The sequence below is a fragment of the Nocardia sp. NBC_01377 genome (assembly GCF_045040005.1).
GTDB lineage: Bacteria > Actinomycetota > Actinomycetes > Mycobacteriales > Mycobacteriaceae > Nocardia > Nocardia noduli.
The window spans coordinates 2,689,426-2,708,314 of the sequence record NZ_CP109566.1 but is presented as its reverse complement, the minus strand read 5'-3'; the positions used below and the strand labels follow the sequence as shown (position 1 = coordinate 2,708,314).

Genomic DNA, 18,889 nt, shown 5'->3' with positions numbered 1-18,889 from the left:
TCAGTGGGCGATGGCGCCGTGGGTGAAGGTCGGTGAGGTGCCGGGGTTGGTCCAGGCCGTGGTCAGCTCGCTCGAGGGGAAGAACTGTAGGAAGCGGGAGTCCTTTTGGCTTCGGTCGGCCAGCGTCTTCTCCAGCACGATCGAGTTGTACTGGTCGACGGTGGTTTCGATCGTGTTGGCGTTGAGCACGAGTTCTTGGCCCCACTCCTTGGCCCAGCGGGCCAGCCCGGGCATCCGCGAGTGTTCAGGGGTCAGGCATTCGGTGGCGATGACGTTTTCGCTGCTGACCCACACGCCGGTGGAGGTGTTGAGCACCAGGCTCTGGTTACCGAAGACGTGGCCGGGGGTCTTGACCACCGCGACACCGGGACCTAGCACAACCGACCCGTTGATCGGCAGGAACGCATCGGGAGGCACGTCACGGTAGGCGTCGGGCTGGTACCACGGTCGCTGCGTCGGGTGCAGCTCGGCCATCGCGGCGAGTTCGTCGCGCTGCACGATGACCTTGGCCCGGGGAAACACCGCCCGCGGACGTTCACCGAGATCGGCCTGGTGGGTGGTGGTGCCGACCCAGCGACGCAGATCCTGAGTGTGCAGGTGATCGAACATCAGGTAGTCGACCTCGGCGGGAGTGATCCCCAATCGCGCCAGGTGACCTTGCACGGTTCCATGTTCGGTGACCATCAGGTTCGACACCACCGCGGGCGTGCGCCCGGCGAGCTTGTCGAAATACGGGGTGTAGCGGCCGAGCTCGACGTCGCTGGGTTCGAACAGCAGCACCCGCGGGGTGCCATCGCTTTCACGCCAGCGGATCACCAGCATCCGGTTGGTGATCGCCAGGAACGGCGCGATCGCCCGCGACGCACGAAACAGCCCGAACCGCGTCGGATATGGCAGCGTCACCAGGTCACAGGTGACGACGCTGTCGGGTGTGCCCGTTTCGATGAACTCCTTGCGGAACTCGCCGGCCTGCGTGCGGATGGTGGCCAGGCGCGCTCCCGGCCCGCCGTCGATCAGAGACTGGTCGCCGAGGGTGTCGACCGGTGAGCCGATGCTCGCCAGGCCCAGCACGTCACCTTGTTGCCAGGGCATTTGCATCGGTTTCACCTCGAGTCAGTAATTCCACAGCGTGGGATTACTGACAAGTAAAACCCACGATGTGGAAATATGCAAGGGTGGAATCCGTGAACCCAGCAGCCGCGCCGTCAGCAGCCTTGAACCGCCCCGCTCCGGCCCGCCGTGGTCGGCCGCCGAAAGCTCAGAAACAGCTCTCCCGCGCCGCGGTCCGCGCGGCGGCGCTGGCGGTGATCGATGCCGAAGGCATAGACGCGCTGAGCATGCGAACAGTCAGCAGGTCACTCAGCGTCGATGCCAAGAGTCTCTACCACTACGTGCAGGACAAGGACGACCTTCTCGACGCGGTTGCGGAGTACCTGCTCGAGCAGCTGATCCCCCCGGCGGAAACCGACTCACTGGAAGACGACCTCCGTGCCTGGGCGCACGAGTTCCGCAGGATCACCCTTGCCCATCCCCAGGCCGCGACACTGGTGTTGACCCGGCAGCTCTCCTCGACCGCTGGGTTGTCACCGGTTGAAGGAGCTCTGTCGGTGCTGCGACGCACAGGCTGCGGCCCTGAAGTGGCGGTACACCTGATGCGCACCCTGCTGGCCACGCTCATAGGCACCCTGCTGCGCGAGGTCTCAGCCGGACCCACCTTCGGGACTGCTGAACCCGCCGAGATTGCTAGGAGGCAGAGCATGCTCGAGTTATCGGGGCTGCCACAGGTCGCCATGGCCGCCCCTTACCTCGCCCGCTTCGACCGTGACCGCGAGTTCGACTTCACCATCGACCTACTCGTCGGCCTGTTCACCGCACGACTCGCTGACAATGAAGCACCCGGGCCAGCCGGTCGATGAGAAGGCCAGTGCCGCAGGGTGTCGTCGTTGCAGACAGCGCTGTAGGTTTGGGTCGTGTCGAGGGCGTTGGCATTGAGGCAGCCTCGAACTCAGCTCGGCGGAGCCGGGTGCGGTGACGCCGCCTGCGCTGACCCGAATGTCTTAATCGGCTGGTGCTGGGGACCCGCGCCGCAGTCGCGGCGCCGCAGTGTCCGCCACAGCTGCTGTCTCGGGTCCAACGGTGCATCGAGCTCGGCGAGATAGAGCCGCAGCCAGACGAACGCCTCCGCGCTGGCCGGAAGCCATTGGCTCGTTTGCGTTCCCTTGCGGATCACCTGGACAAGCTGCTCACCCCAGTCCAGGTCCGCCATCCGCAGCATTCGCTGCTGGTTCGGCAACCAATTCAGTTTGGTGGCACCGCTATTCAGGACCTATGGTGTCGAGATCTGGGTTCCCGAACTCGGCGGACGATACGGCGCCTTCAACCCTTCCCATAACATGCTGATGAGCATGCTCGGCGGGATGAGCGAGTCCGAGCGTCAACATGTGCAGAAGCGCACCCGGGCAGGCATGGACGCCCAGGTGCTCAACGAAGGCCGTTACCAAGGCGGTAGAGCCCCATACGGGTACATCACGGGGATGGACCACCCCATCCCAATCCCAGCCGGGCATCAGCAGGATTGAAACTGCGTATCTTGATCCTCGACGAGCCCGCGGCAGAGGTCGTGCGACGGATCTTCCGTGTGTACCTGCAAGATCGGGGAGCCCGCGCGATTGCGGCCGGATTGAACCGCGATGGCATCCCATGTCCCTCGGCGCATCATCCCGGCCAGAACTCTCACCGTTCCGGCGACGGCTGGTGACGGCGCTCACTGAATTTCCCCGCTGAGGCTCACCGAAATTCCCCATTTGTCCGTGTGGCTCCGCCGTGAAGGGCGGGCCTCCTCCAATGCTGATGGTTACCACACCTGACCAGCGCTTTCGATCGGAGGAGGCCCGCTTTTCCATGTTGACACGTGAGGAAGATGTGGAAATCAGTGCCCTACGCGCCCGAGGCTGGACGATCTCCCAGATCGCCCGCCATACCGGTCGTGACCGTAAGACGATTCGAGCTTATCTGGCCGGGGAACGCACCCCAGGGATACGGAAACGGCATCTACCGGACCCGTTCGAACCGTTCCTCGACTACGTGAGCGCCCGCCTGACCGAGGACCCGCACTTGTGGGCGCAGACGTTGATGGACGAGCTCGAGCCCCTCGGTTTCCCGTTGTCGTATCAGTCGCTGACACGCAACATCCGCGCCCGCGAACTGCGGCCGGTCTGCCAGGCCTGTCGGACCGCGACCGAACGCCCCAACGCGGTCATCCCGCATCCACCGGGTGGTGAAACCCAATGGGACTGGGTCGATCTGCCGAATCCGCCCGCCTCCTGGGGGTGGGGCGCCAACGCGCACCTGCTGGTCGGGTCACTGGCCCACTCGGGCCGCTGGCGCGGCTATCTCGCACCATCGACCGACCAGCCACACCTGATCGAAGGGCTCGACCGCGTCGCTCGCGGTCTGGGCGGGGTGACAGGGTCGTGGCGGTTCGACCGCATGTCCACGGTCTGCCATCCCTCCAGCGGTCAGCTCACCGCATCGTTCGCCGCGGTCGCGAAATATTACGCCGTGGTTCCGGTGATCTGCCCGCCCCGGAGCGGGAACCGCAAAGGCGTGGTCGAGAAAGCTAATCACACTGCCGCGCAACGCTGGTGGCGCACACTCGCCGACGAAACAACCGTCGAGCAAGCCCAAACAGGGCTGGACAAGTTCTGTTCGCTGCGCGGTGACACCCGGCTTCGGCCGACCGCCGACGGACGCGCCAGCGTCGCGACCGTCGCCGCCAGGGAACCGTTGCGACCGTTACCCGCCGAACCCTATCCGGCGATCCTCGCCGAACCTCGGGTCGCCTCGCGGCAGGCGATGATCTCCTGGCGCGGCAACCGCTACTCGGTGCCACCGGAACTGGCGTCGGCGACCGTTGTCGTCGCACAACCGCTGCGCGGCAACCACATCGACATCGCCACCACCGGCGGCATCGTGATCGCCCGCCATCAACGCGCCGCCGACGGCCTGGGCGCCACGGTCCGCGACCACGGCCACGTCGTCGCACTCGACGCCACCGCGATGGCCGCGGCCAACACCAGCCGACCCCACCGCCGCAAGCAACGCATCCCACCCGGCGCCACTGCCAGAGCCGCCGCCGCGGCGTTACGAGCCACCGCCGACCCCTCGAACGCCGCGACGGCTGCCGCCGATGCCACCCTCACCGATCTGGCCGCCTACGAGCGCGCCGCCACCGCCAGGAGCCGCAAATGAGCGCCCCCGCGCCGAAGAAGACAGCCCGCCGCACCACCAAAGCCGTCGGCGCCGACGAGACCGCGACCCGCTACCAACAACTGCGATCACATCTGGCCACTCTGAAGCTGCATGCCGCCGCCGAAGCACTGCCCTCGGTCCTGGACGACGCCACCACACAGAACCTTTCGGCCACAGCGACACTGGAGAAGCTGTTACGGATCGAGGTCGATGACACCGAAGCCCGGCGCCTGGCCGGACGGCTGCGGTTCGCGAACCTACCCACCCCGGCCTCGCTATCCAATTTCGACGTCGACGCCGCCTCCGGCATCGACCGACCACTACTCGACGAACTCGACACCTGCCGCTACCTCGAAACCGCCACCAACGTTCTACTCATCGGCACCCCCGGCACCGGAAAAACACACCTGGCGACCGGCCTCGCCCGCGCGGCCGCGCACGCCGGCTACCGCACCTACTTCACCACCGCCGCCGACCTCGCCGCCCGCTGCCACCGCGCAGCGATCGAGGGCCGCTGGGCCACCACCATGCGCTTCTACGCCGGCCCCGCCCTGCTCGTCATCGACGAACTCGGCTACCTACCCCTCCCCGCCGAAGCCGCCTCCGCGTTGTTTCAGGTTGTCTCGCAACGATATTTGAAAACCTCGATCGCGATCACCACCAACCGCGGCGTCGGCTCCTGGGGCGAAATCCTCGGCGACAACACCGTCGCCGCCGCCCTACTCGACCGACTCCTACACCGGTCCATGGTCATCAACCTCGACGGCGACTCCTACCGACTCCGCGACCACCAAGCCACCGCCGACCACCTCCGCCGAGCCACCACCGGCAACCGCCAACCCCTATAATCGACACCGCTCACGGGCGAGGAATTTCGGCGAGCACAGGTGGGGAATTTCGGCGAGCGCCGTCACTGGCAGGCATCGACGGTGCGGGCGATCCTGGAGAATCCCCGCTACACCGGCTATGCCGTGTTCGGGCGGTGGAGCAAGCACGAGGAACTACTCGATCCCGACGATGTTGCCGCCGGTCATGTGGTGCGGTTCAAGAGAGCAAATCAAGACCGGATCGTGCGTTCACGGCGACCTGCGCATCCGGCGATCGTGTCGGTCGAGACCTTCACCCAGGCATACCTGACGCGCCGCCGGAAAGCCGCTGGTGGTCACCAGGGACAAGCCCGGTTGGAACGCACCAGGGCAACGACATCCAGTAATCGGTGGTACCCGCTACGAGGATGTATCCGGTGCGAGCTGTGCAACAGGAAGATGGAAGCGACCGCCAGGGCCAGCCAGATCTACTACCGGTGCCGTGTCCGCACCTTGGTTCCGGGAAGTCCGGTGCTTGATACGCACCCGATCACGGTCAACCTGCGCCAGACAGCACTGCTCGGCCCTCTGAACCAGTGGATCGGCACTCTCTTCGATCCGGAACATCGTGCCGTCACCATCGCCCAGCTGATCGACGCACAGGAAACCGTCGACCACGAACAGCAGCGACGGGCCGCCAAGCAACGGCTTGCTGACGCTGAAACCAAACTGCGCAGGCACCAGGCAGCCATCGAGGCAGGTATCGAACCCGCCGCACTCGTCGATGCCATCAACAGCGCGCAGATGGATCGGACGATCGCTCGGGCCGAACTCGACACCATCACGACGCTACAACCGATCGAGATCAGCGAACTGGAACGCATGATCGATGGCCTGGGAGATATTTCGGAAGTGCTATCGGCAGGAAGTCCGGCCGATCAAACTGCTCTCTACCAGGCATTACAAGTGGAAATCCGGTACAACCCTGAACGCAAACGGGCTACCGTCAGCGTTCAGGGATCGGTGGTTAACGTGTGCGTCCGGAGGGGGACTCGGCCATTACGCACACGCCCTCCGGCGACAGAAGCTGCTGATGTTGGACTGAGGTCGCACCCGTCTACGGTCCGCGCCGACACCAGCACTATCCGACCTTCCTCATCCACATCCTCGACAACCAGCGGACTCAAACCTGAAAAGACAACTCCGACAGATACATTCACCACACACACCGACACGTCCTGCCGTCAGAACACGCTGAGCGACCACCGGAAGTGAGCCAAAGCCGATGAATCCACAGTCCCACGGCCGCACCCACTTCAACGCGGGGCGCGCCCGGCGCCGACGAGAGATGCCCGGCAATGGTGTCTCCGTATGGGCACGGTGGCGCACCGGCGCCTTGACCGTTCGCTCTCGATGCGAGCTGAAGTGCTCGTCGATGGTGCTGAAGTCTGTCGCGATCTCCCCGCAGGAACATTTCGGGGTGGCGTCCGGACAGATCGGTGAACTTCGGACGGTACTGCCGGAGAAGTCCGTCATCCGAGAGCGGCGACCTCAGGTGACTGCCTCTGGAGAGACCCGGACAGATCGGTCAGGAGTCACCGCGGGCGACAACTACCACCTGCTCGGCGACGGACTCCTATCCAGCGGATATTCGGCCAGCCGGATCACCTTGCGTAGTGTTCGCGAGGTGGCGCCCCCATCTCGTCACGCAACCCGTTCTCGGTCAGCTCGATCCGGTGGTCGGGGTCGATGAGTTCCGGGGTGTTCGGATCGTGATCGTGATCGACCGGCAGGCCGACAGCAACTCGTTCTCCTTGCCTGATCTCGCTTTCGCTGTCGGACGGGTCCTCTCCGGTGTAGGTGGTGTCGTCGAAGTTGCCGGTCATGTAGTCGTAGACGTGGGCCATCTCGTGGTAGAGGACCGCCGCGGGTGGGCCGTCGTGAATGGAATCCACACGCGGTGAGTAGTCGATCGTATTGGCACCATTCCTACCGTCGTGCGCGAAGCTGTTGTCGTTGGCCGGGTACTCGAAGATCCTGAGGCCTTCCCTGTCGACGCCGAGAAATCCCGAATTGTCGTGCGCGCTCTGCATCTCGGCCAGCATTTGCCTGCCGCTCGGCGAGGACCGCAGCATGTCCAGATCGGCCTCGACCCTGGCCACGAACTCCGGCGATCCTTCGACCCTGATGAACCGGGCGTCGTCGGAGATCTGCACCGTCACGGTGTGCTCGGTGGCCCCGTCCGAGCGGTCGCCGGATTCTTCGTAGGAGGTGTCGGCTCCGGTGCCGCCGTAGGTCGAGTCCGCGCCCGCCCCGGCATAGGAGGTGTCGTTTCCGGCCCCGCCGTAGAGCACGTCGTTGTCGCGACCACCGGAGACGATGTCATTGCCCGCGCCCGCGATGACGGTATCGTTGCCGGTCGCGCCCTCGAGGTAGTCCTGGCCCGACCCGCCCAGTATCCGATCGTCACCGCCGAGCCCGTATACGGTGTCGTTGCCCGCGCCACCGCTGAGCAGGTCGTCACCGCCCTGTCCGTCGATGTAATCGCGCCCGATCCCGGCCAGGACCGAGTCCCGGCCATCGCCGGTTTCGATCTCGTCGTCTCCCCTTCCGCCGAGAACACGGTCGGCTCCGGCGCCGGTCTTGATCGAGTCGATACCCCGGCCGCCCAGAACCGTGAAGTTCACCGTGGTTCCCTCGGGAACTCTGACGGTGTCCGCGCCGTCGCCGGTCCGAATCACGATCTCCTGGCCCTCGGGTACGAGATAGGTCGCCCCGTTGACGGTGACCAGTTGTCCGTCGCCGAACAGATTGTCGCTGATCGTGACCTCGTCGTCGCCCGCGCCGGTGTTGACATAGGTCTTGTCGCCAACCGTGATGATCCCGACGCTGTCGGCGTCCTCGGGCAGCGTGAACGGGTCGTTCCCCCCTTCGGTGATCGACGCGAACGCCGTGCTGATCGCCCGCCATTGCGTGGTGGCCTCGACCAGATACTGTGTGTCGCCGCCCAGACTGCCATCGAGGCCCGTGCGGATCTCCGTGGCGCGGGTGACAGCGGCGCCGACCGACTCGACCTCGGCGTCGTTTCGTGGCTCGAACCTGATCACCCCCGACGGGCTGTCCGAATGCGGGATATGCGAGACAGTGCCCCACGACTGGTCGAGTTGCCGCTGCGCGAGGCGTACGGATGCGGCGATGAGCTCTACCGCCGAGGACACTTTCGCCGCGATGTCGCACGCGGCATCCAACTCCGACACCACGCGGCCGCGGTGTGCGTGGTACGACTCGGCGGACTCACCTTCCCACTCGGCGACGATATTCCTGGATTCGGTGAGCAGCCGATCAGCGGTCGTCTGCAGCCGTTTGGCGAGCCTCGCCCACTCCCGGGCCGCGGCGTCGAGCGATGCGGCGTCGTGCCACAGCTTCCACCTGCCCTCTGCCATTCCGATCCCCTATGTCATCGAGGTGTGGGCGACGGTCCTGGCACTGGTGACGGCGTCGGCGGCGGTCCCGGTGACGGTATCGGCGGCGGTCCCGGCGTCGGCGCGGGCCGAGGGCCGGTCCCCGGTGAGATACCCGCGAGAAAGGTTCTCGCTGACGCCTCGTCGGTGTCGGAGAAGGCGAACGCGGCCAGCATCAGCGCTTCGGCGTCGGCGCCGAGCACCGCCGCCAACGACTCGATCGCGTCGTGAGCGGCCTCGACACAAGGTCCGTGCGCGGTCGCGGCGTCGCGGCCACCGTCGGTGTTTCCCGCGTCGCCCGCCGCGACGGTCAGACCACCCGCCGAATCGACGACCGCTCTGGTCAGGTCGAGGGCGAAGTCGACACACCGGTCAGCGAGGGTCACCAAATCCTCTGGAAGTACCGTGATACGCGAAGCCATCCGATTACCCCTTGTCGAACCCCTTAGATCGGGAGAGTATCGAAAACACCCGTGCCGCAAGCCCATCCGCGAACAGCGGGGTCGTGTGGCAAGGTTCACACCCGATCCCCGCTGCCGCGGCACGGTCCAGCGACGCCCGCGCCGCGCCCACCAGGTATCAGGACGCACGGGCACGGGCGTTGCGGAGTGTCGTCGCAGGTAGAGACCGACCGGTCCTGCTGACCGCCGCTGCGTCCCAGAGGTTTCCAGGGAATCGCCGATCCCGGCGCCGCCACCGAATCCACGCCGCAGCTCGGGGGACAATCCGTCAAGTGCACTGTCGAGATGGTCCACGGCGATGCTGTCGGCCCGGCGGGCATTCCGGATAGTCCGGTCGGGTACGGATGCCCGCTCACCCCAGAGTTTTCCACCCAAGCGATGGTGCTGCGATCGCCTCGTCCAGGAGCATGGCCCCCCATATCGAGGCACCGCTCAGGTGGCTATGTCGGGGTCGAGGATGAACAGGTGGAGGTCGGTGCGGTTGATTCCGCCCATTTTGGCGTTGAGTCGGTAGAGGTGGCCTTCGACGGTGCGGACCGAGATCACCAACTGGTCGGCGATGGCGCGGTTGGACAGGCCGCGGGCTGCGAGGGTGGCGATCTCTCGTTCGCGGTTGGTCATCGGCAACGGTTGTACCGCTGCGCGCAATGCGGGGGTGCGGATCCCTCCGCATTCCCGGGCGAGGTTCAGGGAGACGATCGAGGACCGGGACACCGTCGGCCCACCCAAGTCGATAGCGGGCCCGTCCGAGGAACCGATCGCGGCGGGTGTCCCACACCGCCAACTCGGGCGCATCCTCAGGGAAATGCGCAGCGAGACCGGACTATCCATTCTGATCGCTTCCAAGGCGGTCGGAATGGGGTCGGGTTCGCTACAGCGCCTGGAAAGTGGGCAGGCATCCAAGATCGACGACGCGAAACCCTCTCTGTCAGGCTGTGGTGAGACACTCGGATGTCCCCGAGTTCACTGTTTGAGGGCATGACTGGAGCAGCAATCCCGTGAGTAGCCCGAAGCCCGCACCCGCTGGTAGGCCAGTCGATCCGGCGCCGAAGCCGACGCGGCGGACCTTCACCGCGGAGTTCCGCGACAAGATCATCGACGAGTACCGCGACGCCCCACACGGGGAGAAGTCCGCGGTTTTGCGCCGCGAGGGTCTCTACCAATCCCAGATCGCCGAGTGGACCCAGGCCCGCGACACGAGGCAATCCGGCGGTGCCACCAAGCGTGCCGTTCGACCCTCGGGCGATGCGGCCGCGCGCCGGGAGAACGAACGTTTGACGCGTGAGAATGACCGCCTGGCAAAGCAGTTGAAGCAGACGGAGGCCGCGCTCGAGATCATGGGAAAACTTCACGTGCTTTTGGAATCCATCTCCGAGAGCACGGGCACACCGCCGCGACCGACCAAGCCATGACCGACGCCTACGACGACCTGCGGGCCGTCGAGGTGCCCATCCGCCGGGCCTGCACGCTGATCGGGTGGTCACGAGCCACCCATTACCGGCATCAGCGGCCACCGATCCAAGGACCCGAACCCGCTCGGGCGGTGCCAGACAACGGTCAGGCACTCACCGCCGCCGAACGCGCCCATGTGCTCACGGTGATCAACTCACCGCCCTACGCGGACCTGGCGATATGCCAGATCTGGGCTCGTGAACTCGATGAAGGCAACTATTGGTGCTCGATGTCGAGCATGTATCGCATCGCCGCCGCCGCGGGTCAGAACCGGGAACGGCGACGACAGGCCACCCATGCGGCGAGGGTGAAACCCGAACTCCTCGCCGACGGCCCGTCGCAGGTGTGGACCTGGGATATCACCAAGCTACGCGGCCCTGCCAAGGGTGTCTGGTTCCACCTGTATGTACTCATCGACATCTACTCCCGCTACACCCCGTCCTGGATTGTGTCTCGTCACGAAAGCGCTGAACTGGCACAGGAATTCATCGACGAGGCCATCGCCCGCAACGGTGATGTCCCGCACACCGTCCACGCCGACCGCGGCCCGTCGATGACCTCGGGGCTGGTGTCGGAACTGCTCACCGATCTCGGTGTCACCCGATCTCATTCCCGGCCACGGACATCGAACGACAACCCTTTCAGCGAGGCGCAATTCAAGACCCTCAAATACCTTCATGATTTCCCGAAATCCTTTGCCTCACTGAAAGACGCGCGCCTGTTCCTGGAAGGATTCTTCAACGAATACAACCACATCCACCGCCACTCCGGCATCGGCTGGCACACCCCCGCATCAGTCCACTTCGGCACCGCCGACACCATCGACGACGCCCGTCAGATCACCCTTACCGCCGCCTACCACGCCAACCCGGCCCGGTTCGGTCACCGACCCACCCCACCGAAAATGCCAGCCATCTTCTACATCAACGAACCCGCACCCGAACCCCAAATCAACTGATCAGCACTGTCTCATTTGACTTGACAAATTCCGAAACTGGCCAAGTTGTGTCGCCTCTATCAGAGGATGGACCGACTGGACGAGCTGAAACCCCTTGCCGCACAGCGCAGAGAGCAAAGCTGGTGAGACGAGAGAACCGACCTGCTGGCCCCCAGTTTCAAGGTATACCTGGGTCTGGAAGCCGCAGCGGAACAGCTGACCGTCTACCGGCCGGACATAGTGTCGAGTCTCTTCCAGACCAACGAGTACGCAGAAGTGCTGGATCGAATCTACTTCCGCGACGACTCGGCCGACGAGCGCAACCATCGAATGGATGTACGACGCAAACGTCTGAATCTGATCAACCGCACGATGTCTCCCCTGCGAGTCGACCTCATCCTGAACGAAGGCGTGCTCCGTAGGGTAGTCGGTGGGACGAGGTCGATGAGTCGCCAGCTGAAGCACCCGGCAGACATGCCGTCGAACGTGTCGATACGAGTGTTGCCGGACCACGCGGGCTACCCCATCGGCAAGGCTGTCGACGCGTTCACCCTCTTGGACTTCGGTCCTGACAGCGCAGGGAGAGCACAAGAGCCGCCCGTCGTCTACGTCGAGAGCTTCGCGGGCAACATGCACCTCGAAACTCCGCGCAGCGTCCGCGCGTACCGAGACGCGTTTCGGGTGATCCAACGAGTAGCGTTGGAGCCGGTCGAGAGTAGACGCCTTCTGAGGCGTGTAGCGAAGGAGTATGTGCCGTGAGCATGGACCTGTCCGGGGCACGCTGGTTCAAGAGCAGCCACAGTGGGGGCAACGACAACTGCGTGGAAGTCGCGTTCCTCGACGGCGGCAAAGTCGGCGTTCGCGACTCCAAGAATCCGGGCGACGGCGCACTGCTGTTCACGCCATCCGAGTGGTCCGCCTTTGTTGCGGGCGTCGGTAACGGCGAATTCGATCGCCCGTAGCACCGAATCCACGAACATACCGAATCGGCTCTCGGCATCGAACTGAGGGCCGATTCGTTCTACTGGTGACCCTGTCGTCGGTGCTGAGTGTGTTGCGTCAGCGACTTCGCAGACCGGTCCCTGGCAGCCGGTCCCTTCGACGCGGTACTCGATTGCCACGGAACATGTCTGCGCGAAGACGTCCCGGTGGGCATACCGCGTCGCCGGTGCCGTTCGCGGTGACCATCATCGATGTGGCGGGCGCGCGGCGCGGATGATCACCTCCAGGGATCGGCTCGCTCCCACAGCGACGGCATGTGCAGGGCTGTTCCGTCTCGATCGGCCAGCTCACCGAGAACTCGCATGCTGACGTCCAGATCGTCCCCGGCGTAGGGCAGCGCCCGCAACGGCAGGCTCAGCGGCCGGAAGAAGTCGTCCCAGTGGATCAGCACTACGCGACGCGCCCCGACGGCACGGACGGTTTCGTTCCAGTATTCGGTGATGTAGCGCTCGGGGCGCAGGCCGAGCTGACCGACGCCCAGGTAGACCACCTCGGCCCGGTGCCCGGCCAGCGCGCCGGGCACGAATCCGGCGCTGCCCTGGACGATCAGGCGTTTCCCGGTGGGCCGGTGGTGCACCAATGTCGACCACGCTTCGCCGCATCGATACGCCGAGGCCCGTACCGGCGCGACGACCGGGCCGGTGATCTCCCCCGGATAGCGGTCCGGCGGGCAGTGCCCGGACTCGACGAGGGTCACCTCGTAGTTCCCGAAGGTCATCACCGCACCGGCGGTGGCCAGGACGATCCGGTCCTCGGGCAGGCCCGCGCCACGCCCCACATTCGCCGCCGAGCCGCCGCCGACGAGCACCGCGCCCGTGCGTTCGGCCACGGCGGGTGAATCCATCACATGATCGAAGTGGGTGTGCACCGGAATCACCGCGTCCAGGGCACGCACTCCCGCACGCGCGAGGCACGCCTCGATCCGATCGGATGCCGGGGCGATCCGCCCCAGACCGACAGCTGCCAACGGAGGGCGGGAGAAGAAGCCGTCGGTGAGCAGCGAACTCTCCCCGTCTTGAACGAGGATCGTCGTCACCCCCAGCCAGGTCACCGTGACCCCCGCCCCCTCGCGTGCCGCGGGCACGTCGAATCGCGCGGTGTAGTCACGCAGGTCCGGACGGCCCGGCTTGAGACGCATACCGCCACGATATCGGGCGGTGCCACGGTCCCGGGCCGACTTCGGCGCGGTTGACCACGCCGGGGCTCCAGGACGGTGTCGCGGGTAGAGGTCCACGCCCCTTGTCGGACCGTACTGTGGCGCCCCCGCGCCCGAGGGCGGGTCAGTAGGTGGCGTCGCCGACGATTCCGGCGCGTTCCATCTTCCGGACCGCGGGCCAGTAGTCCTGGACCGCGTAGTGCTGGGTCGACCGGTTGTCCCAGATGGCGAAGCTGTTCTTCGTCCACCGCCACCGCACCTGGAATTCGGGTACGGCGGCCTGGCGCATCAGATAGTGCAGCAGCTCGGCGGCCCCCGGCGCGTAATCGGCGCCGAAGCGCACATTCTCCGAGGTGTGGTAGTTGACCAGGTGGGTGGTGAACGAGTTCACGAACAGGATCTGCTCCCCGGTTTCGGGGTGGGTGCGCACCACCGGATGTTCGGCGTCGGGGAACCGTCCGGCGAGTTCGTGTCGCTGCTCGATCGGCATGGCCGCACCGAAACTGGCCTCGATACTGTGCCGGGCACGCAGTCCCCGGATGCGCTGTTCGATCTCCCGCGGCAACCGCCGGTAGGCCTCGACCATGTTCACCCAGATGGTGTCACCACCGACGGGAGGGGTTTCGACGCAACGCAATACGCAGCCCATGGGCGGGTTCGGGCGCCAGGTGGCATCACAGTGGTAGGCGTTCTCGAAATGCTCCGGGGGACTGTCGAGATCCTTGTAGATCCGGATCAGGCCGGGGTGGTCGGGATCGCTCGGTGCCACCGGATGATCCTCCAGCGGCCCGAATCGCCGTGCGAGCGCGACATGGTCGGCGCGGCTGATGTCCTGATCACGCACGAACAACACCTTGTGCTCGAGCAACAGGGCGCGCAACTCGGCGAACAACGCGTCGTCGTTGGCGGCCCTGGCGAAGTCCACATCGGTGAGTTCCGCACCGATCGTGCACGTCAGCGGCGTGACACCGATCGAGCCGCACGGCACGGATTGCGGGGCGACAACTGTCATCGAGATCCTCCGGAAGGTCGGATGTTTCGGGGCAGGCGTCAGACGACGAAGACCGAGGAGCCGATGCCGCGCCCCGATTCCAGCTCACGATGGGCGTGGACCGCGTCGGGGAGTTCGTAGCGCTGGTTGATCGCGATGCGGATGCGCCCGGAAGTGACGTGTGCGAACAGTTCGCCCGCGAGCTCGGCCCGTTCGGCGGGATCGGCGATGTAGTCGGCCAGAGCCGGGCGGGTCACGAACAGCGAGCCACCGACCGCCAGCCGCATGGCGTCGATGGGCGGAACGGGGCCCGACGCGGTACCGAAACACACCAGCAGGCCACGACGGGACAGCGCGCGCAGCGAGGCGTCGTAGGTGCTCGCGCCGATGCTGTCGTAGACCACCGGCACACCCGCGCCGTCGGTGAGTTCCCGAACCCGGGCAGCGATGTCCTCGCGTGTGTGGATCACGACGTGGTCGCATCCGTTCGCCACGGCGATCTCGGCCTTCTCCTCGGTCGACACCGTGCCGATCACCGAGATTCCGAGCAGCTTCGCCCACTGGGTGAAGATCGATCCCACGCCGCCCGCGGCGGCGTGCAGCAGCACGGTGTCACCGGCGCGCAGAGGATGGATGCGGCGCAACAGATAAGCGGCGGTCAGCCCGCGCATCGTCATCGCCGCCGCCGTATCGGCGGCGATGGACCCGGGCAGGGCGATCAGATGTTCGGCGGGCAGCACGCGCTCGGTGCTGTAGGCCCCCAGCGGACTCCCGGTGTAGGTCACGCGATCGCCCACACCGAAGCCGTGCACGTCCGGGCCAACGGCTTCGATCCGACCGGCCGCTTCGACACCCATGCCCGCGGGCAGTGCCGCGGGATACAGTCCGCTGCGGAAATAGGTGTCCGCGAAGTTCAGCCCGACCGCTTCGTGCCGGATACGCACTTCTCCCCGGCCCGGCGCGCCGACATCGACTGTTTCCCAACGCAATACTTCCGGACCGCCGGTCTCGTAGAAGCGAACCGCGCCTGCCACCTCGAACCTCCTCTGCGAGTGCCCCTCGCGCTCTCTGGTTCCACGGTAGGCAGGACCATCCGCACCCGCTTATCCTGTCGGGACAGGAATATATTCATTTCGGGACATCCCGGGAGGTCCGGTGAAACCGCTGGCCCACTACGCGGCGCTGCACGGATATGTGGATCTCGCCCGCTCGGTGGGCCTGGATCCGCTCGCACAGCTGCGCGGCGCGGGCCTGGATCCGGTGGCGATGAGCGTGCAGGACCGCTGGATCCCCGCCGCGGCGATCGCCGACCTGCTCACCCGATCCGCGAGGGATTCCGGCCGTGCGGATTTCGGGCTCCGGCTGGCCGAACGCCGCCGCTTCGGCAACCTGGGCCCGCTCGGCCTCGTCGTCCGCGAGGAACCCGACGTCCGCAGCGCCCTGCGCGTCATCTCCCGGCACGGGAACATGTTCAACGAAGCTTTGCGCGTCGGGCTTACCGAACACGACGGTATCGCCGTCGTCCACGTCAGGCTCGACCTCGGCGGACCGGGAGACACCAGGCAGGCCGTCGAATTGTCCGTCGGCGTCCTGCACACCCTGTTGCGCGGGTTCGCCGGGCCGGGATGGCAACCGCTGGAAGTCCGCTTCGCCCACCCGCCTCCCGGCGATCCGCGAACCCATCTGCGCGTGTTCGGTTCTCACGTCCGCTTCGGCCAGGACTTCGACGGCATCCTCACCTACACCACCGATCTCGATCGGCCCAACGACATGTCCGATCCGCGACTGCGCGCCTACACCCACGAACTGCTGTCCGCTTCCACCTATCGCGCCCGGCCCGCCACCACCGTCGAACGTGTACGGGAACTCGTCGAACTGCTCCTGCCCACCGGGGGCTGCTCGATCGGGCAGGTCGCCCGCAGCCTCGGCGTCGATCGCCGCACGATCCACCGCCACCTCGCCGCCGAGGGGGAAACCTTCACCTCGCTACTGGATGCCACCCGCGCCGAACTGGCCCGGCACATGATCACCGATCGGCGCCGGACCATCACCGAGATCGCCGAATCGCTCGGCTTCTCCTCACCGGGGAATTTCTCGCGCTGGTTCCGTCACCACCACGGCTGCACCCCCACCCGATGGCGGAACCAGCCGGAGCCGACAGTCGCCTCGGACAGGATCTCGACTATCGGCATCCGAGTTCCTACACCGCCGCCGCGGCCCACATGACGACGATGTGCACCGCGAAACCGCACTCGACCGCCGACCTGTCGCGGAGTCTGGACCGGTCGCGGCCCTGAACCGGCACCCGGCCACGAGCAATGTGTCGATTCCACCTGAAAATGTCACCTGGTGTCCGACCTGGTTTCCCTTTTCTCGGGCAAGCTGGTCGGACACCCATTTCCGTCGGGTTGCCCACGGGGGCGATCAGCAAAGGCGCGCCGACATGAACGACATCGATGACCCCAGCGCGGGCGCCGAAGACCCGACCGCTCCCCGGCTCGGGATGATCGCACAGGCCGAAGGCGCGATCATCCTGCTCTACGGTCTCGATGAGCCCGCCGCCGCGGCGATCCTGCGGGCCCGCGCCCATTACTGCGGTATCGACCTCGCCGAGTTGGCTGCCCGGGTGGTCGCCGAACTGCCCGATCCGCGCCATCCCGAGGAAGCCGCGCGCGTCCGCGCTCGCCTGGACCGGCTGCTTCTGCTCGACACCACGCACTCGGCCCTGGATCCGAATCTCAACTGAACCTAGGCATACGTCGGTGGGTCCGGGACGTTCGCGCGGTCGATAGCGGATGATCGACACCCGTGCCCCCGCCGCCGAACCGGCGCAGCAGGCCGCGCCACATCCCCAGACGCAGCAGGCCCCCGCTCCGGCCCCCGTGCAGGAAGCTCCACCGACTCTCACCGCCCCGGGCTTCGAGCCCCGAGCCGGTTACTGAGAAGCGGGAATCATGTTCGCAACCAAGCTGTCTCACCGCTTCGCCGTGTTCGCGCTGGCCGCCGTCGCGTTCGCACCCGGCACACCGACCGCCTCGGCCGAATCCGCACCGGGCAGCACGCTCGTCGTGCTGGGCGATTCGTTCGCCGCCAACGGTTTCCGCTGGGAGAGCGACGCGAAGGAGTGCCTGCGCGGCCCCGCGTCCTGGCCGACGCAACTCAGCAAACTCATGGATATCGCGGGCACCCCGGACTTCCGGGACGAGTCCTGCTCCGGCGCCGCGATCGAGACCGATTCGGGCTACTCCCTCACCCCAGGAGGCGATCAACGCCGACAAGGCGGGTGGATTCGGCCCGCGCACGCGGGTCGTCGCCTTGCAGTTCGGACTCAACGACGCCTGGGGCACCGAACACTCCACCACGCTGTGGACTTCGCTGCTGCCGTGCGTGTTCAACCTCGAGCAGGGGTGTGGCCCGAACGCCGCCGCCGAAGGCAGGGTCACCGACTACCGCGGGGTGTCCGGTGGGGAATACGCGGCGCGGATCCGCGCGGTGGTGACCTATGTGCGCTACTACGCTCCGGACGCCGAGGTGGTGTTGGTCGGGTATCCCGAACTCTTCCCCGCCGGACAGGATTTCGCGTGCGTCAACATTCTCGGGGCGAGCAACTTCATCCAGCCGAGGGCCGAAGGGCTGATCGAGTACCTGGACCGCGTGGACACGGCCCAGCGCGAGGCGGCCCGAATTCTCGGCATCGAGTTGTTCGACACCAGGGCGGTCACCACCGGACACGGACTGTGCTCGAACGATCCGTGGCTCAACGGCGCCTTCGATCCGCGGGCCGATCCGGTCGGCATCCCGTTCCATCCATCGGTGCCCGCGCTCAAACCCGTCGTGCCGGATCCGGGACATCCGCTCCAACTGGTGCACCACGACGATGTCGCGGTCGCGATCACCCTGGCTGCCGTGGCGTCCGCGCCGCCGGGGGCCTACAACATCGCAGGCGACGGCGTGGTCACCATTTCGCAGATCGTGTCGGCGCTCGGCGGGCGACCGGTCCGGGTGCCCGCCGCGGCCGCCACGATGGTCTCGAGGGCGATCGCCCAGCTTCCGTTCGTGCCGCCGGTTCTGGAATGGCTGCACCTCGCACGCACCTCGGTCGTGATGGACACCACCAAAGCCAAGCGACGCCTCGGCTGGCACCCGTTCCGCACCTCCAGGCAGACATTGGACGCCCTCGCCGCCTCACATACCGCGCCGCACAAGCCAACGCGGGCAGAGGAATTCGATTGACCGAAGCGCCAGGACGCCCGCGCCGAGCACGCTGTCGGCAAACGTCGAGAACGCGTACGCCGGTGGCCGACCCAGCTGCGTCGACCGGTCGACGCCGAGGACCGTGCGCCGAGCGCTCCGCTCTCCTCGCCGTCGACTG

Annotated in this window: 22 protein-coding genes; 13 read left to right on the top strand and 9 right to left on the bottom strand. The window is 66.2% G+C overall.

Annotation, left to right across the window (positions count from 1 at the left end; all coding sequences use genetic code 11):
• On the bottom strand, nucleotides 1-1,098 hold the full coding sequence (locus OG225_RS12445) for a hypothetical protein (RefSeq protein WP_254189349.1): 1,098 nt from the start codon (nucleotides 1,096-1,098) through the stop codon (nucleotides 1-3).
• An 86-nt stretch (nucleotides 1,099-1,184) separates the two neighbouring features.
• On the opposite strand from OG225_RS12445, the gene OG225_RS12440 reads away from it, so the two are divergent.
• Nucleotides 1,185-1,916 (top strand): TetR/AcrR family transcriptional regulator, encoded by a 732-nt coding sequence (locus tag OG225_RS12440; protein ID WP_405181815.1) that lies wholly within the window; start codon nucleotides 1,185-1,187, stop codon nucleotides 1,914-1,916.
• Between the two features lie 89 nt (nucleotides 1,917-2,005).
• On the opposite strand, the gene OG225_RS12435 is transcribed toward OG225_RS12440, so the two are convergent.
• Nucleotides 2,006-2,293, bottom strand: coding sequence for a hypothetical protein (locus tag OG225_RS12435; protein WP_405181814.1), 288 nt, complete (start codon nucleotides 2,291-2,293; stop codon nucleotides 2,006-2,008).
• Between the two features lie 327 nt (nucleotides 2,294-2,620).
• Here OG225_RS12435 and OG225_RS12430 point away from each other — a divergent pair, with 327 nt between their 5' ends.
• The 4 genes from OG225_RS12430 (at nucleotide 2,621) to OG225_RS12415 (ending at nucleotide 6,332) form a co-directional block, all read left to right on the top strand.
• Nucleotides 2,621-2,758 carry a hypothetical protein gene (locus OG225_RS12430; protein WP_405183246.1) on the top strand — a complete coding sequence of 46 codons (138 nt, stop codon included), beginning with the start codon at nucleotides 2,621-2,623 and terminating at the stop codon, nucleotides 2,756-2,758.
• Between the two features lie 143 nt (nucleotides 2,759-2,901).
• Nucleotides 2,902-4,251: a Mu transposase domain-containing protein gene (locus OG225_RS12425; protein WP_331758426.1), complete on the top strand. Its 1,350-nt coding sequence runs from the start codon at nucleotides 2,902-2,904 to the stop codon at nucleotides 4,249-4,251.
• Complete coding sequence (istB, locus tag OG225_RS12420; RefSeq protein ID WP_331758428.1) at nucleotides 4,248-5,099, top strand: IS21-like element helper ATPase IstB; 852 nt, start codon at nucleotides 4,248-4,250, stop codon at nucleotides 5,097-5,099. The genes OG225_RS12425 and istB overlap by 4 nt, the downstream gene beginning before the upstream one ends.
• A 39-nt stretch (nucleotides 5,100-5,138) precedes the next feature.
• The gene (locus OG225_RS12415) at nucleotides 5,139-6,332 is read left to right on the top strand and encodes a recombinase family protein (RefSeq protein WP_405181813.1); all 1,194 of its coding nucleotides are present in this window, start codon (nucleotides 5,139-5,141) and stop codon (nucleotides 6,330-6,332) included.
• Between the two features lie 389 nt (nucleotides 6,333-6,721).
• Here the strand turns inward: OG225_RS12415 and OG225_RS12410 are convergent, their stop codons facing one another.
• From OG225_RS12410 to OG225_RS12400, 3 genes are all read right to left on the bottom strand, one after another.
• A complete protein-coding gene (locus OG225_RS12410) occupies nucleotides 6,722-8,500 on the bottom strand; it encodes a M91 family zinc metallopeptidase (RefSeq protein ID WP_405181812.1) in 1,779 nt (592 codons plus the stop codon).
• 14 nt (nucleotides 8,501-8,514) lie between these two features.
• A complete protein-coding gene (locus OG225_RS12405) occupies nucleotides 8,515-8,940 on the bottom strand; it encodes a hypothetical protein (RefSeq protein ID WP_405181811.1) in 426 nt (141 codons plus the stop codon).
• A 471-nt stretch (nucleotides 8,941-9,411) separates the two neighbouring features.
• Nucleotides 9,412-9,600, bottom strand: coding sequence for a helix-turn-helix transcriptional regulator (locus OG225_RS12400; RefSeq protein WP_405181810.1), 189 nt, complete (start codon nucleotides 9,598-9,600; stop codon nucleotides 9,412-9,414).
• Between the two features lie 377 nt (nucleotides 9,601-9,977).
• Between OG225_RS12400 and OG225_RS12395 the strand changes: the two genes are divergently transcribed.
• The 4 genes from OG225_RS12395 (at nucleotide 9,978) to OG225_RS12380 (ending at nucleotide 12,330) form a co-directional block, all read left to right on the top strand.
• Nucleotides 9,978-10,391 carry a transposase gene (locus OG225_RS12395; RefSeq protein WP_405176967.1) on the top strand — a complete coding sequence of 138 codons (414 nt, stop codon included), beginning with the start codon at nucleotides 9,978-9,980 and terminating at the stop codon, nucleotides 10,389-10,391.
• The gene (locus OG225_RS12390) at nucleotides 10,388-11,389 is read left to right on the top strand and encodes an IS3 family transposase (protein ID WP_405176985.1); all 1,002 of its coding nucleotides are present in this window, start codon (nucleotides 10,388-10,390) and stop codon (nucleotides 11,387-11,389) included. The genes OG225_RS12395 and OG225_RS12390 overlap by 4 nt, the downstream gene beginning before the upstream one ends.
• 141 nt (nucleotides 11,390-11,530) lie before the next feature.
• The gene (locus OG225_RS12385; protein WP_405183245.1) at nucleotides 11,531-12,127 is read left to right on the top strand and encodes a DUF5753 domain-containing protein; all 597 of its coding nucleotides are present in this window, start codon (nucleotides 11,531-11,533) and stop codon (nucleotides 12,125-12,127) included.
• Nucleotides 12,124-12,330 carry a DUF397 domain-containing protein gene (locus tag OG225_RS12380; RefSeq protein WP_405181809.1) on the top strand — a complete coding sequence of 69 codons (207 nt, stop codon included), beginning with the start codon at nucleotides 12,124-12,126 and terminating at the stop codon, nucleotides 12,328-12,330. Before OG225_RS12385 ends, OG225_RS12380 begins: the two co-directional genes overlap by 4 nt.
• A gap of 257 nt (nucleotides 12,331-12,587) precedes the next feature.
• On the opposite strand, the gene OG225_RS12375 is transcribed toward OG225_RS12380, so the two are convergent.
• The 3 genes from OG225_RS12375 to OG225_RS12365 form a co-directional block, all read right to left on the bottom strand.
• On the bottom strand, nucleotides 12,588-13,508 hold the full coding sequence (locus OG225_RS12375) for an MBL fold metallo-hydrolase (protein WP_405181808.1): 921 nt from the start codon (nucleotides 13,506-13,508) through the stop codon (nucleotides 12,588-12,590).
• Nucleotides 13,509-13,650: 142 nt separating this feature from the next.
• Entirely contained in the window at nucleotides 13,651-14,538 is an 888-nt protein-coding gene (locus OG225_RS12370; protein WP_405181807.1) for a TauD/TfdA dioxygenase family protein, read from the bottom strand.
• A 38-nt stretch (nucleotides 14,539-14,576) separates the two neighbouring features.
• Entirely contained in the window at nucleotides 14,577-15,551 is a 975-nt protein-coding gene (locus OG225_RS12365) for a quinone oxidoreductase family protein (RefSeq protein WP_405181806.1), read from the bottom strand.
• 121 nt (nucleotides 15,552-15,672) lie between these two features.
• Between OG225_RS12365 and OG225_RS12360 the strand changes: the two genes are divergently transcribed.
• The 3 genes from OG225_RS12360 to OG225_RS12350 all read left to right on the top strand — a co-directional run bounded on the left by OG225_RS12360 (nucleotide 15,673) and on the right by OG225_RS12350 (nucleotide 17,459).
• A complete protein-coding gene (locus OG225_RS12360) occupies nucleotides 15,673-16,743 on the top strand; it encodes an AraC family transcriptional regulator (protein ID WP_405181805.1) in 1,071 nt (356 codons plus the stop codon).
• Between the two features lie 217 nt (nucleotides 16,744-16,960).
• The gene (locus OG225_RS12355) at nucleotides 16,961-17,263 is read left to right on the top strand and encodes an ANTAR domain-containing protein (protein WP_405181804.1); all 303 of its coding nucleotides are present in this window, start codon (nucleotides 16,961-16,963) and stop codon (nucleotides 17,261-17,263) included.
• Between the two features lie 49 nt (nucleotides 17,264-17,312).
• The gene (locus OG225_RS12350) at nucleotides 17,313-17,459 is read left to right on the top strand and encodes a hypothetical protein (RefSeq protein ID WP_405181803.1); all 147 of its coding nucleotides are present in this window, start codon (nucleotides 17,313-17,315) and stop codon (nucleotides 17,457-17,459) included.
• Between the two features lie 32 nt (nucleotides 17,460-17,491).
• Here the strand turns inward: OG225_RS12350 and OG225_RS12345 are convergent, their stop codons facing one another.
• Nucleotides 17,492-17,689: a hypothetical protein gene (locus OG225_RS12345; protein ID WP_405181802.1), complete on the bottom strand. Its 198-nt coding sequence runs from the start codon at nucleotides 17,687-17,689 to the stop codon at nucleotides 17,492-17,494.
• 143 nt (nucleotides 17,690-17,832) lie between these two features.
• On the opposite strand from OG225_RS12345, the gene OG225_RS12340 reads away from it, so the two are divergent.
• Nucleotides 17,833-18,750 (top strand): hypothetical protein, encoded by a 918-nt coding sequence (locus tag OG225_RS12340; protein ID WP_405181801.1) that lies wholly within the window; start codon nucleotides 17,833-17,835, stop codon nucleotides 18,748-18,750.
• Nucleotides 18,751-18,889 lie beyond the last annotated feature (139 nt).

Bases quoted from the DNA above. Each gene is read 5' to 3' on its own strand.
- OG225_RS12445 (WP_254189349.1), bottom strand. From the start codon at position 1,098: ATGCAAATGCCCTGGCAACAAGGTGACGTGCTGGGCCTGGCGAGCATC.
- OG225_RS12425 (WP_331758426.1), top strand. From the start codon at position 2,902: ATGTTGACACGTGAGGAAGATGTGGAAATCAGTGCCCTACGCGCCCGA.
- istB (WP_331758428.1), top strand. From the start codon at position 4,248: ATGAGCGCCCCCGCGCCGAAGAAGACAGCCCGCCGCACCACCAAAGCC.
- OG225_RS12410 (WP_405181812.1), bottom strand. From the start codon at position 8,500: ATGGCAGAGGGCAGGTGGAAGCTGTGGCACGACGCCGCATCGCTCGAC.
- OG225_RS12405 (WP_405181811.1), bottom strand. From the start codon at position 8,940: ATGGCTTCGCGTATCACGGTACTTCCAGAGGATTTGGTGACCCTCGCT.
- OG225_RS12400 (WP_405181810.1), bottom strand. From the start codon at position 9,600: ATGACCAACCGCGAACGAGAGATCGCCACCCTCGCAGCCCGCGGCCTG.
- OG225_RS12390 (WP_405176985.1), top strand. From the start codon at position 10,388: ATGACCGACGCCTACGACGACCTGCGGGCCGTCGAGGTGCCCATCCGC.
- OG225_RS12375 (WP_405181808.1), bottom strand. From the start codon at position 13,508: ATGCGTCTCAAGCCGGGCCGTCCGGACCTGCGTGACTACACCGCGCGA.
- OG225_RS12370 (WP_405181807.1), bottom strand. From the start codon at position 14,538: ATGACAGTTGTCGCCCCGCAATCCGTGCCGTGCGGCTCGATCGGTGTC.
- OG225_RS12355 (WP_405181804.1), top strand. From the start codon at position 16,961: ATGAACGACATCGATGACCCCAGCGCGGGCGCCGAAGACCCGACCGCT.
- OG225_RS12350 (WP_405181803.1), top strand. From the start codon at position 17,313: ATGATCGACACCCGTGCCCCCGCCGCCGAACCGGCGCAGCAGGCCGCG.
- OG225_RS12345 (WP_405181802.1), bottom strand. From the start codon at position 17,689: ATGAGTTTGCTGAGTTGCGTCGGCCAGGACGCGGGGCCGCGCAGGCAC.